We start from the raw sequence: 11,893 nt of genomic DNA on the forward strand, positions 1-11,893 counted from the left end.
CGTCCCGGGCTCCGGGACGTGACGTGCGTCCCCGGCTCGGGGACACGGTGCCCCGGCCTCGGGGCGTGGCGGAGCGGACCCGTCGACCCGCGGGCCTGGCTGATCATTCGGCATGAACGCGGCTTGCATGAAAGCGACTTGATGATGCGCTCTGTAAAATTGCATATGTCACATGGCTTGGGAAGGGAGTGCGGGTAAACCCGAGGCAATGACTGGGGGGTTGTCCTACGGTGAGGGCATGGGGGAGAGGCGGTACGGTCCCGTGGCGGTCGACAGTGGCGTCGAGGTGCCGCTGCCGGCCGCCGGTGAGGTGTGGGTGGTCGGCGCGGTGATCCTCAACCGGCAGCGCAGGGCCTTCGCCCAGCGGCGCGGTCCCGACCGCCGGCTCTTTCCCGGCTGCTGGGACATCGTGGGCGGCCACGTCGAACCGGGGGAGTCCCTGATGGAGGCCCTGGCCCGGGAGGTAGAGGAGGAGACGGGCCGGCGGCTGCGCCGGGTGCGCGCGCTGCTGGCGGTCGGTGGCTGGACGGGGGACGACGGCGGCGGACCGCGGCGCGAGGCGGACTTTCTCGTGGACGTCGACGGCGACTTGGACCACCCCGTCCTGGAGTGGCCCAAGCACACCGGTCACGGCTGGTTCGGGGTCGAAGACCTGCCCCGGCTCAAGGAGGGCCGGGCCCCCGCGGAGCGTTTCATCCATGACCTGATCGCCGCGGCGTTACGGGATCACGCGTGAACTGGCCCGCTGCCGAAGCCGGTTGAAAGCGCTTCTCACTGCGCGCGTCGGGTCTCCTTCGGCGTCCGGCGCAGGACCAGGGACACGAAACCGAACGCGTCCCGGTAGGCGCGCAGCCATTCGGCGCGGTGGACCGTCGCCGCCGCCAGGGCCTGGGCGCTGTCCGGGTCGTCGGGATGGTCCAGGGCCCACGAGGAGAGCGATCCCGTCCAGGCCCATTCGTAGGCGTCGAGTTCCGCGCGGGTGCTGAGGTGTCCGTGGACAGGGGTCCATCCATCGGTCACGACCCGGTCCAGGAAGATGGGCAGGGCGTCCAGCTCGCCGAGCAACTCCGTTGCCTCGGGGCCGGGTTCGCGCTCCCAGTAGCCATCGCCGATCAGCACACGTCCGCCCGGCGCCAGGTGTGCGCGGGCCGCCGCGAGGGTGGGGAGCAGGCCGCCGAAGGCGTGCGCGGAGCCCATGATGATCACCAGGTCGAAGACGGGTTCGGCGGCGAAGCGTGCGGCGTCCTCGCGGTGAAGGGTGAGGCGTTCGTGGACACCTTGCTCCCGGGCTGCCTCGCGGGCCCGGCGGAGAGCGCTCTCGGCGATGTCCACCCCTTCCGCCCGCAGCCGGGGGTGTCCGGCCAGCGCCCTCAGCAGCCACTCGCCGCCGCCGCAGCCGAGGTCCAGTACGCGGGCGTCGCCGCGCGGGATGCCGTGTTCCAGGAGCCGGCGTACGGCGTCGTCGTCGAGCGGGGCCGCGATGGGGTGGTCGGCGTGGGCGAGTCCGGAGATCTGTTCACGGTTCATCGGGGGAGCCTGGCACGGGGTGGCTCCGTGCGCACCGGGTTTCCGCGGGCTCCTCAACTGGCCCCGCTTCATGGCACGTTGGGATCGGGTGATCGGGCCGCCTGGGCGAGCAGGTCGGCGAGGGCGGCGACCCGGGTGCGGAGCTCCGCGGGGCGCTCGATGGTGAACGGGAGGTCGAGCCCGGCCAGCACGCCGGGCAGCCAGTCGAGCCGCTCGACCCTCAACTCGGCGCGGAAAAGCGGGGGTTCACCATCTCCTCCCGCGCCGGGCGGCAGCTGCGCAAGGGCCGCCAGGTCGGCGGGCAGACGGCGGCGGATCTGCTCGGCCGTCCCCTGGATGCGCAGGCTCACCTCGTGCCGGTACGGGGCCGCGGCGAGCCCGGACAGGACGCGTTCGGCGGGATCGGGCCCGGTGGGCGGCACGAACGAGCCGGGCAGCACCCTCGCTTCGGAAATGCGGTCGAGCCGGAACGTCCGGTCCGCGCCGACCGCGGGATCCGTGCCGGTCACGTACCACTTGCCCGAGTGGGCGACGAGGCCGTGCGGATGCAGGGTGCGCGCGCTGCGCCGCCCGTCGGCGGAGGTGTACCGGAGGGCGACCGGCCGGTGATGCCGCACGGCGTCGGCGAGCGGCAGCAGAACGGCGCCGGGAGGCGGGCCGGGCGGGGCCGGGGGCGCATCGGGCCGAGCCGTGTACGTGAGGGAGTCGAGGACCGCGTCCATCGCTCGGCCGAGCCGCTCGGGGAGCACACGGCGGATCTTGGCCGCGGCCGTCTCGCTCGCCACCCCCGTACTCGGCATCAGGCCGGCCCGCTGACCGGCGACGAGGCCGAGCAGCACGGCGAGGGCCTCGTCGTCGCTCAGCATCAGTGGCGGCATGCGGTAGCCGGGGGCCAGCCGGTAGCCGCCGTAGCGGCCGCGCACCGACTCGACGGGCACGTCGAGGTCCAGGAGGTGCTGGGCGTAGCGCCGCACCGTCCGCTCGTCCACGTCGAGCCGGGCGGCCAGTTCGGACACCGTTCGGGTGCCGCCGGACTGGAGGAGTTCGAGGAGGGTGAGTACGCGGGCAATGGGTCGGGCCATGCCGTCGAGTATCTCCCGGATACCGGGCGGATTCTGTCCGGTATTGGTCATACCGTGTGGTCAGAGGCGCGGAACGCCGGTCCCTCCGCAGACCCCTTCCACGCCACCCGTCACACCCGTCACACCCCTCACATCCCTCACATCCCTCACATCCTGGGAGATCACCATGGACTTCGTCTCGATCCGCGTCATCACGGGCGACATCGCCCGCCTCGTCGGCTTCTACGAGCGCGCCACCGGGCTGACGGCGAGCTGGTCCACCGCGGACTTCGTCGAGCTCAGGACCGCCTCGGCCACCCTCGCGATCGGCAGCACCCGTACGGTGCCGATGTTCGCGCCGGGCGCCGCGCAACCGGAGGCCAATCGCAGCGTCATCCTCGAATTCCGTGTCGAGGACGTGGACGGAGTGCATCGGAACCTGCTCGGCTCCGGTCTCGTGGACGAGTGCGTCCAGCCGCCCACCACCATGCCGTGGGGGAACCGTTCGCTGCTCGTGCGCGACCCCGACGGAAGCCTCGTCAACTTCTTCACGCCGGTCACCGAGGCCGCCGCCGCGAGGCTCGCCCGCTGAGGGCCGAGGGGGGACCGCAACGGCTCCCGGGGTGACCCGCATGGGCTGCGGAGGTGATCCGCAGCGGCTCACCGAGGGCGTCCCGCACCGCCCCCCACCTGGGACGTCCGTTTCCAACGGGGTTTCGTACGGCCTTACTATGCACCCGGGAACGTCGCCCACAGGGCGAGGGGAAATCGGGGGCGCATCGCATGGGCAGGGACACGCAGGGGTGGGACGCGGCCGGTCATGGCACGGCCGAGGAGATGGTCGCGGAGGCGCGCAGGGCGCTCTTCGTCATGTTCGGGTTCATGGCGGTCGTATGGGCCCTGCACCTCGTGAACTGGCTGGGCGACTATCGGCTGGACCGGGAGTTCGGGCTCGTCCCGCACGACATGGGCCGGCTGCCGGACATCCTGGTGGCGCCGTTCCTCCACTTCGGCTGGAGCCATGTCGAGGCCAATTCGGGGCCGCTCTTCGTCTTCGGGTTCCTTGCCGCGTACCGGGGCGTGGTCCGCTTCCTGTGGCTGACCCTCCTCGTCGCGATGACGAGCGGCCTCGCCGTCTGGCTCTTCGAGGACACCGACACCCTCGTGGTGGGCGCCAGCGGCGTGATCTTCGGATACTTCGGATACGTGGTGCTGCGCGGCCTGTTCGACCGCAGGCTCATCGACACGCTGATCGGCCTGGTCATGGCGGCCTCCTTCGCCTATCTGGTGACCGTCGCCGTCCCCGGCACCCCCGGAGTGAGTTGGCTGGCGCACCTCGGCGGACTCGTGGGCGGCATGGCCGGGGCGTATCTGCTGCGTGACCGGCGCGGGCCGGTACCGGTCGCGGGCGGCGAGCCGGCCGCCGCCGGGACACCGGCCGCACTGGACCCCGGCCGTGCCGAACTCCACCGGGAACTGCGGGACTTGGGCCTGCTCTGAGCGCTCCGTGGCACAGGGGTGCTGTCGGCGGGAGCGCCGGCCCATCGGTGGGTCGCGGGAAAATCGGTGCCGTTGCGGCCGCCGCGCGCGCAGACTCGCCGCATGGCGGATGTGGGGATGTTCGGGGAGGCGGTCGGACGCTGGGCGGCCGGCGGCTCCTGCGCGCGTGCGAGGGAGCTGGCGGCCGAACTCGCCCTGCGGACGGCGGTGTTGCTGGAGGGCCTGAGCGATCTCGCGGCCGTCGAGGCGCTCGCCGGGCTGCGCGGCCGGGATCTCGGCGCGGAGGGGGTGTGCGTCGTGTCCATGGGCGGGGCGATGAACGTGGGACGTTACGCCGGTCTGCTCGGGCCGCCCGGTCTCGGCCTGCGCCTCACCGGGCTCTGCGACGAGCGGGAGCAGGGCTACTACGAACGCGCCCTGCGGCGCGCCCGTGCCCCGCTCCCCGGCTTCTTCGTGTGCGCGGCGGACCTGGAGGACGAGCTGATCCGCGCCCTGGGCACGGCCCGGGTCGAGGAGATCATCGCGGCGGAGGGCGATCTGCGCGCCTGGGAGACCTTCCTGCACCAGCCCGCGCAGCACGACCGGCCCCGCCACCTTCAACTCCGCCGGTTCCTGGGCACCAAGAAGGGCCGCAAGATCCGGTACGGGCGGCTGCTCGCGGAGTCCCTCGACCCGGCGCACGTACCGGCTCCGCTCGATGCGCTGCTCGTGAGCCTGTGAGCCTGGAGGCTGTGACGCTGTAGGGGATCGGGATCGGGATCGGGATCGGGATCGGGATCGGGGCTGGGGCCGGGGCCGGGATCGGGACCGGGACCGGCTCGCCGGCCGCCGGCGCCCGCGTACGGGATGGGGCGACGGCCGGGTCCGTGCGGCGGGCCGACGTGCCGGATGTCCGCACCGTGAGGGGTGGGGCTACTGGCCACGTGCGCCACCCAGGGCTTGCGCCTGCGCCGGCACTGTTTGCGACGGAGGGGCGGCTCTGCTCCCGGCCCGGCGGACGACGACCGGCGCCACGAGCCCGGCGAGGGTGAACAGGCCCCCGACGACGTACCAGCCGGGTCGGCCCCAGGTGATGCACAGCGAGATCAGCAGGGTCGGCCCGACGGCTTCGGCGAGCCCCGCCCCCAGCCCGAACACGCCGAGGTACTGGCCGGTGGCGTGGCTCGGGGCGAGGGCGAAGGAGACCTCGAAGCCGGCCGCGGCGTGCCACAGTTCACCGACCGTGTGCACAACCACCGCCGTCAGAAGGAGAGTTGCGGCCGCCCAGGCCGGGACACCTGCCGAAAGCGAGATGAGCGCACAGGCCAGGAGGAAGGCGACACCCGAGCGGCGATAGGCGAGCGCCCCCGCCCTGGGGCTGTCGACGTGCCGGCTCGCCCGCACTTGGCACGCGATGACGATGACCGTATTGAGCAGCATGGTCCCGGAGATGAGCCAGCGTGGAGCCGTGGTCGCGGTCACCAGCCAGAGCGGCACGGCCACCGTGAGCACTTTGAACTGGATCGCCATGACGCCGTCCAGGAGAGTGAGCGCGAGGTAGGGGCGGTCGCGCAGGGCGCCCCACCGGGGGCCGGCCGCCGCGGGTACCGGTGGGACCGGAGGCAGCCGGTACAGGAGCGCCGCGGCCGCCGCGAAGGCCAGTGCGTTGCCCACGACGAGTACCCGGTAGGCGCTGTGGCTGCCGATCTGCACCGCCCAGCCGGCCAGTACCGCCCCCAGGGATATGCCGATGTTGGTCACGGCCCGCAGATACGCGCGGAACGCCTGGGGCCTGGCCCCGCCGTGGTGCCGGATGAGCGGGCTGCGCGCGGCGTTCCCGGCACCCTTCGCCCCGAGGGCCACGGACACCGCGACGACGAACGGCCAGAACCCGTCGACTAGCAGGAACGCGGCCGTGGCCAGCGCTTGCACGGCCAGGGTCGCCCCGAACACCCCCCGCGCCCCGCGCCGGTCCGCGAGATGCCCCACGGCGATGCCGACGGCGAGCGAGAACGCTCCGGCGATCCCGAGCCCGAGGCCCACCGCGGCGGCCGGAAGGCGCCGGTCCTGGGTGAAGTACAGGACTCCGGCGGTGAGGTAGAGGCCGCTCCCCACCGCGTAGACGAAGTTGGAGGCGGCGAGAGTGCGGAGGGGGCCGGCGTCCGGCAGAAGGCGAGCCACGGCATCGGTCCGTTTCCTGAGCGGACGGTAAGGACTGGGCTAGCTTGTTGCTTATTACGTCTGAGGGCAAGGTTCTGTGGTGAAGTTGGCGACGAACCGCCGCTGCCAAGGCGTTTCCACCGCCCGGCGGGCATAGTGCCGCCGCACATACGCGACGGCATCCGCGGCGGGGACGCCGTCCAGGACGGCGAGGCAGGCCAGGGCCGTGCCGGTCCGGCCCAGGCCGCCGCCGCAGGCGATCTCCACGCGCTCCTGCCCGGCGCGGTCCAGCAGCGTACGCAGGGCCGCGGCGAAGCCCGCCCGGTCGGCGGGCAGCCAGAAGTCCGGCCAGCGCACCCACCGGTGGTCCCACTCGACCGGTTCCGGGCGGCGGCCGAGCAGATGGAGGGCGAACTCCGGCTCGGGGCCGGCGGGCAGTGGTCTCCTCAGGCCCCGGCCGCGTACCAGGCGGCCCGACGGGAGGTGCAGGACGCCGTCCGCCGCGGGATTCCAGGTCGTGTTCATCGGCCGAGCCTAGGCCCGGTCCGCGGATGCCGGAGTCAACGGCCCTGTGCGGTAAGGGCATTGGCGGCGGGAGGGAGCGCGGGTCGGCGGGCCGGTGGCCGCGACCGCCGGTGCGGCCCAGCACGGAGCGGGCCGCTCCGCAAACCGGGCGCCACCATGCGGGGCGGACGGGGCGGGCCTAGCGTGGTAGCGGATGACGTCCCTGTCGGGATGTCCCGCCAGGATGTTCCCGCCCGGACGTCGTCGTCCGGACGCTCCTCGACCGGCAGGAGGCCTGCCCGTGAGGTACTCACACCACCAGTGGCGCAGGGCGTGCGCGGGTGTCGCCGCCGCCGCGCTGCTGACCGTACCGGCGGCAGTCGGCAGCGCGTACGCCGCCACCGCGCCCCCTGCGCCGTCCCCCTCGGCCTCGGCCTCGGCGTCGAGCGGCTCGGGCTTCACCCAGCTCACCCCGGCCGTCACGGCGCGCCTGGACGCCGCGATCCAGAAGGTGATGCGCGAGGCGAACGTCCCGGGAGTGTCCGTCAGCGTGTCCGCGCCCGGCAAGGGGACCTATCTCAAGTCCTTCGGCGTCGCCGACAAGGCGACGGGCAAGCCGATGACGCCGGACCTCTTCGTGCGGATCGGCAGCGAGACCAAGACGTTCACCGTGACCGCCCTTCTCGAACTGGTCGACCAGGGCAAGGCGGGCCTGGACGACCCGATCTCGAAGTACATCAAGGGCGTACCGGGCGGGGGCAAGGTCACACTGCGGCAGCTCGCGGAGATGCGGAGCGGGCTGCCGAGCTACACGGAGGACCCGGCCTTCGTGCAGGCGCTGCTCTCCGACCCGAAGCGGCCGTTCACCCCCCAGCAGCTGCTCGCCTACGCCTACAAGCAGCCGATCCAGTTCCAGCCCGGCGCGAAGTACTTCTACTCCAACACCAATCTGATCCTGCTCGGCCTCGTCGTGGAGAAGCAGAGCGGTATGCCGCTGCGTGACTTCATCCAGCAGAAGGTCCTCACGCCGGCCGGGCTCAAGAACACCAGCTTCCCCGTCGGCGCCGAATTCCCGAGCCCGCATCCGCAGGGGTACACCAACCAGACCCTCGACGGGAAGGTCGCCGTCACCACGGACTGGAACCCCTCCTGGGGCTGGGCGGCCGGCGCGATGATCTCCACGCTCCCGGATCTGAAGAGCTGGGCCCGCACGGTCGCCACCGGCACCCTGCTGTCCCCGAAGACGCAGGCCGAGCGGCTCAAGGTGGTCCCGACCGGGATTCCGGGCGCCGGGTACGGCCTGGGCATCATCAATGTCCAGGGCTGGATCGGCCACAACGGATCGCTGCCCGGCTACGAGACCCTGACCGTGTACCTGCCCGAGTCGCAGGCCACGATGGTCGTGGTGCTCAACACGGACATCCTGGACGGCAAGACGGAGCCCAGCACGCTCTTCGGCCAGGCGGTCAGCAGCATCGTGACGCCGGGACATGTGTTCGGCCTGCCGGTGCCCGAGCCGCGTCCGTCCTCGTCGGCATCGGCCTCGGCATCCGCCTCGTCGTCGTCCTCGTCCTCGGCTTCATCCAGCAGCTCGCCGTCCTCGTCCTCACCCTCGTCCAGCTCGCCGTCCTCGCCGTCCTCGCCGTCCTCGTCGGCTTCGGCCACCCCTTCGTCGGGGTGAGCGGGCGGCGGCAGTAGGGCCCTACGGCGGCGGCCCGCTCCTTGGGGGAGCGGGCCGCCGCCGTAGACAGGCATCGGACATCAGTCGGTGCCGAACTCCATCGCCGCACGGTCGAGCAGCTCGTCGTCGCCGGAGACCTGGCCGCGCGAGGCGATGACCTCCGCGCCGCCCTCCGGCATCGAGCCGATGAGGCCGGTCGCCGCCGCCTGGGCGGCGCCGATCAGCTCCGGGTGGGCGGTGCCGACGATGCCGAGGCCCGCGTACTGCTCAAGGCGGGCACGCGAGTCGGCGATGTCGAGGTTGCGCATCGTGAGCTGGCCGATCCGGTCCACCGGGCCGAAGGCCGAGTCCTCGGTACGCTCCATCGACAGCTTGTCGGGGTGGTAACTGAACGCGGGGCCCGTGGTGTTGAGGATCGAGTAGTCCTCACCGCGCCGCAGCCGCAGCGTGACCTCGCCGGTGACGGCCGAGCCGACCCAGCGCTGGAGCGACTCGCGGACCATCAGCGCCTGCGGGTCCAGCCAGCGGCCCTCGTACATGAGGCGGCCCAGACGCCGGCCCTCGTTGTAGTACTGGGCGAGGGTGTCCTCGTTGTGGATCGCGTTGACGAGCCGCTCGTAGACCGCGTGCAGCAGCGCCATGCCGGGCGCCTCGTAGATGCCGCGGCTCTTCGCCTCGATGATCCGGTTCTCGATCTGGTCGGACATGCCCATGCCGTGGCGGCCGCCGATGGCGTTGGCCTCCATGACCAGGTCGACCGGCGAGGCGAACTCCTTGCCGTTGATCGTGACCGGGCGGCCCTGGGCGAAGCCGATCGTCACGTCCTCGGTGGGGATCTCGACGGACGGGTCCCAGAAGCGCACGCCCATGATCGGCTCGACCGTCTCGACACCCGTGTCCAGGTGCTCCAGGGTCTTGGCCTCGTGGGTGGCGCCCCAGATGTTGGCGTCCGTGGAGTACGCCTTCTCCGTGCTGTCGCGGTACGGCAGCTCATGGGCGAGCAGCCACTCCGACATCTCCTTGCGGCCGCCCAGCTCGGTCACGAAGTCCGCGTCCAGCCACGGCTTGTAGATCCGCAGGTGCGGGTTGGCGAGCAGACCGTAGCGGTAGAACCGCTCGATGTCGTTGCCCTTGAAGGTCGAACCGTCGCCCCAGATCTGGACGTTGTCCTCCAGCATCGCCCGCACCAGGAGGGTGCCGGTGACGGCACGGCCGAGCGGGGTGGTGTTGAAGTAGGCGCGGCCGCCGGAGCGGATGTGGAACGCTCCGCAGGCGAGTGCGGCCAGGCCCTCCTCGACCAGCGCGGCGCGGCAGTCGACCAGGCGCGCGATCTCGGCACCGTAGGCCTGTGCACGGCCGGGCACCGACGCGATGTCGGGCTCGTCGTACTGGCCGATGTCGGCGGTGTAGGTGCACGGGACGGCACCCTTGTCGCGCATCCACGCGACCGCGACGGAGGTGTCGAGGCCGCCGGAGAAGGCGATGCCGACGCGCTCGCCGGCGGGCAGGGAGGTGAGAACCTTGGACATGGGAAGAGTATGCATCTTCCTGAATGTTTATGCAACCCATGATGTGGCGCCACCCGGGTCCTTGTCACGATCCGGTCTCGCTACCGCCGAAAGGGCTTGCCCTGTACGGGTGGAATCGATTCCATGGGGGGCGTGTAATCGATTCCACGCCAAGGTGTGCGCTCGTTCGGGCGGACGCGGGGCGTGGGATCGGGTCGAGGTTCCACGGTTCCACGAGGAGGTGGTCCGGCGATGGCGGGCATCAAGGATGTCGCGACCGAGGCGGGAGTGTCCGTCGCGACGGTGTCGCGGGTGCTCAACAGTCATCCCTCGGTCAGCGAGGCGGCCCGGGTCCGGGTCCTCGCGGCCGTCGAGGCGCTCGGCTACCGGCCCAACGCCGTGGCCCGCTCGCTGCGCACCGACCGGACGCGCACGCTGGGCCTGGTCATCAGTGACGTGCTGAACCCCTACTTCACCGAGCTGGCACGCTCCGTGGAGGAGGCGGCCCGGGCACTGGGCTACAGCGTGATCATCGGGAACGCGGACGAACGGCCCGACCTCCAGGACCACCACGTCCGCACCCTCCTGGACCGCAGGATCGACGGGCTGCTCGTCTCGCCCACCGACGGCGGCTCACCGCTGATGCTGGAAGCCGTGCGCGGCGGCACCCCCATCGTGTTCGTGGACCGCTGGATCCCCGGCATCGACGTCCCCGTGGTGCGCGCCGACGGCCGGGCCGCCATCGGCGACCTGGTCGCCCATCTGCACCGGCTCGGCCGTCGCAGGCTCGCCATCATCGCGGGCCCGGCCGCCACCACGACCGGCAGCGAGCGCGTCGAGGCCTTCCGGGCCGCGCTCGCCGCGCACGGCCTCCCGCTGCCCGACGAATACGTTGGCCAGGGTGACTTCCAGGCGGCCAGCGGGCGCCGGGCCACCGAGCGGTTCCTGGCCCTCCCCGAGCCGCCGGACGCGGTGTTCGCCGCCGACAACCTGATGACGCTCGGCGCGCTCGACGCGCTGCGCGCCCACGGGCTGCGCATCGGCGCCGACATCGCGCTCGCCGCCTTCGACGACATCCCGTGGTTCGTGCACACCGATCCGCCCGTCACCGCCATCGCGCAGCCGACCGGCGAGCTCGGCCGGGCCGCCGTGCAGGCGCTCGCCGGCCTCATCGGCGGCGGCGCGCCGCCCTCCGTCACCCTCCCCGCCCGTCTCGTCGTACGCCGTTCCTGCGGCGAGGCCGCCCCGAACCCGAGGAGCGAGCAGTGAGTCAGGACAAGCGGGCCGCGCATCAGGACGAGCGAGCAGTGGGTCGGAACAAGCGGCAACCGCCCCCCGGGCAAGCGGGCCCTGGGCAAGCGGGCCCCGAGCACCCGGGCCCCGAGCACCCGGGCCCCGGGCACCCGGGGGGTGGACAACGACCCCTGGATGAGCGGGAGTTGCTCCGCATCGAAGGGGTGCGCAAGGCCTTCCCCGGGGTGCAGGCCCTGGACGGCGTGGACTTCGACCTGCGCCGTGGCGAGGTGCACGTCCTGCTCGGCGAGAACGGGGCCGGCAAGAGCACGCTCATCAAGATGCTCTCCGGTGCCCACCGCCCCGACAGCGGACGCATCCTCGCCGGCGGCCGCGAGGTGCGCATCCACGGCGCGCAGGACGCCGAACGCCTCGGCATCGCCACCATCTACCAGGAGTTCAACCTGGTGCCCGAGCTGAGCGTCGCCGAGAACATCTTCCTGGGCCGCCAGCCCCGGCGCTTCGGGATGATCGACCGCCGGGCGATGGAGGAGGCGGCCGACAAGCTCCTCAAGCGGGTCGGCGTCGAGGTGGCGCCCCGCACGAAGGTGCGCGAACTCGGCATCGCACGGCTCCAGATGGTGGAGATAGCCAAGGCGCTGAGCCTGGACGCCCGCGTACTGATCATGGACGAGCCGACCGCCGTGCTCACCTCCGGGGAGGTGGACAAGCTCTTCCGC

12 protein-coding genes are annotated in these 11,893 nt (G+C 72.2%); 7 read left to right on the forward strand and 5 right to left on the reverse strand.

Going from position 1 to position 11,893, the window contains the following annotated elements:
* Positions 1-238: 238 nt before the first annotated feature.
* Positions 239-736: an NUDIX hydrolase gene (locus CG740_RS13180; RefSeq protein WP_100575434.1), complete on the forward strand. Its 498-nt coding sequence runs from the start codon at positions 239-241 to the stop codon at positions 734-736.
* Between the two features lie 35 nt (positions 737-771).
* Here the strand turns inward: CG740_RS13180 and CG740_RS13185 are convergent, their stop codons facing one another.
* Positions 772-1,527 carry an SAM-dependent methyltransferase gene (locus tag CG740_RS13185; RefSeq protein WP_100575269.1) on the reverse strand — a complete coding sequence of 252 codons (756 nt, stop codon included), beginning with the start codon at positions 1,525-1,527 and terminating at the stop codon, positions 772-774.
* Positions 1,528-1,595: 68 nt separating this feature from the next.
* On the reverse strand, positions 1,596-2,609 hold the full coding sequence (locus tag CG740_RS13190; RefSeq protein WP_100575435.1) for a helix-turn-helix transcriptional regulator: 1,014 nt from the start codon (positions 2,607-2,609) through the stop codon (positions 1,596-1,598).
* A 166-nt stretch (positions 2,610-2,775) separates the two neighbouring features.
* On the opposite strand from CG740_RS13190, the gene CG740_RS13195 reads away from it, so the two are divergent.
* From CG740_RS13195 to CG740_RS13205, 3 genes are all read left to right on the forward strand, one after another.
* Entirely contained in the window at positions 2,776-3,180 is a 405-nt protein-coding gene (locus tag CG740_RS13195) for a VOC family protein (protein WP_100575270.1), read from the forward strand.
* 191 nt (positions 3,181-3,371) lie between these two features.
* Positions 3,372-4,088: a rhomboid family intramembrane serine protease gene (locus CG740_RS13200; RefSeq protein ID WP_100575271.1), complete on the forward strand. Its 717-nt coding sequence runs from the start codon at positions 3,372-3,374 to the stop codon at positions 4,086-4,088.
* Between the two features lie 102 nt (positions 4,089-4,190).
* Complete coding sequence (locus CG740_RS13205) at positions 4,191-4,808, forward strand: TOPRIM nucleotidyl transferase/hydrolase domain-containing protein (RefSeq protein WP_100575272.1); 618 nt, start codon at positions 4,191-4,193, stop codon at positions 4,806-4,808.
* Between the two features lie 192 nt (positions 4,809-5,000).
* Here CG740_RS13205 and CG740_RS13210 read toward each other — a convergent pair whose 3' ends face one another.
* A complete protein-coding gene (locus CG740_RS13210) occupies positions 5,001-6,248 on the reverse strand; it encodes an MFS transporter (protein WP_100575273.1) in 1,248 nt (415 codons plus the stop codon).
* Positions 6,249-6,302: 54 nt separating this feature from the next.
* Complete coding sequence (locus CG740_RS13215; protein WP_100575274.1) at positions 6,303-6,752, reverse strand: protein-tyrosine phosphatase family protein; 450 nt, start codon at positions 6,750-6,752, stop codon at positions 6,303-6,305.
* A gap of 280 nt (positions 6,753-7,032) precedes the next feature.
* On the opposite strand from CG740_RS13215, the gene CG740_RS13220 reads away from it, so the two are divergent.
* Positions 7,033-8,412, forward strand: a complete 1,380-nt coding sequence (locus tag CG740_RS13220) for a serine hydrolase domain-containing protein (protein WP_234376230.1) — start codon at positions 7,033-7,035, stop codon at positions 8,410-8,412.
* A gap of 80 nt (positions 8,413-8,492) precedes the next feature.
* Here the strand turns inward: CG740_RS13220 and argG are convergent, their stop codons facing one another.
* The gene (gene argG, locus CG740_RS13225) at positions 8,493-9,941 is read right to left on the reverse strand and encodes an argininosuccinate synthase (RefSeq protein WP_100575276.1); all 1,449 of its coding nucleotides are present in this window, start codon (positions 9,939-9,941) and stop codon (positions 8,493-8,495) included.
* Positions 9,942-10,172: 231 nt separating this feature from the next.
* Here argG and CG740_RS13230 point away from each other — a divergent pair, with 231 nt between their 5' ends.
* Both CG740_RS13230 and CG740_RS40895 read left to right on the forward strand, forming a co-directional pair.
* A complete protein-coding gene (locus tag CG740_RS13230) occupies positions 10,173-11,189 on the forward strand; it encodes a LacI family DNA-binding transcriptional regulator (RefSeq protein WP_100575277.1) in 1,017 nt (338 codons plus the stop codon).
* A gap of 155 nt (positions 11,190-11,344) precedes the next feature.
* Positions 11,345-11,893, forward strand: a 549-nt coding sequence (locus CG740_RS40895; RefSeq protein WP_234376248.1) for an ATP-binding cassette domain-containing protein, incomplete at its 3' end; no start/stop codon positions are given.

It is taken from the genome of Streptomyces sp. CB01201 (assembly GCF_002803085.1).
In the GTDB taxonomy this organism is placed as follows: domain Bacteria; phylum Actinomycetota; class Actinomycetes; order Streptomycetales; family Streptomycetaceae; genus Streptomyces; species Streptomyces hundungensis.

Bases quoted from the DNA above. Each gene is read 5' to 3' on its own strand.
- CG740_RS13205 (WP_100575272.1), top strand. From the start codon at position 4,191: ATGGCGGATGTGGGGATGTTCGGGGAGGCGGTCGGACGCTGGGCGGCC.
- CG740_RS13185 (WP_100575269.1), bottom strand. From the start codon at position 1,527: ATGAACCGTGAACAGATCTCCGGACTCGCCCACGCCGACCACCCCATC.
- CG740_RS13215 (WP_100575274.1), bottom strand. From the start codon at position 6,752: ATGAACACGACCTGGAATCCCGCGGCGGACGGCGTCCTGCACCTCCCG.
- CG740_RS13230 (WP_100575277.1), top strand. From the start codon at position 10,173: ATGGCGGGCATCAAGGATGTCGCGACCGAGGCGGGAGTGTCCGTCGCG.
- CG740_RS13190 (WP_100575435.1), bottom strand. From the start codon at position 2,609: ATGGCCCGACCCATTGCCCGCGTACTCACCCTCCTCGAACTCCTCCAG.
- CG740_RS13195 (WP_100575270.1), top strand. From the start codon at position 2,776: ATGGACTTCGTCTCGATCCGCGTCATCACGGGCGACATCGCCCGCCTC.
- CG740_RS13180 (WP_100575434.1), top strand. From the start codon at position 239: ATGGGGGAGAGGCGGTACGGTCCCGTGGCGGTCGACAGTGGCGTCGAG.
- argG (WP_100575276.1), bottom strand. From the start codon at position 9,941: ATGTCCAAGGTTCTCACCTCCCTGCCCGCCGGCGAGCGCGTCGGCATC.
- CG740_RS13200 (WP_100575271.1), top strand. From the start codon at position 3,372: ATGGGCAGGGACACGCAGGGGTGGGACGCGGCCGGTCATGGCACGGCC.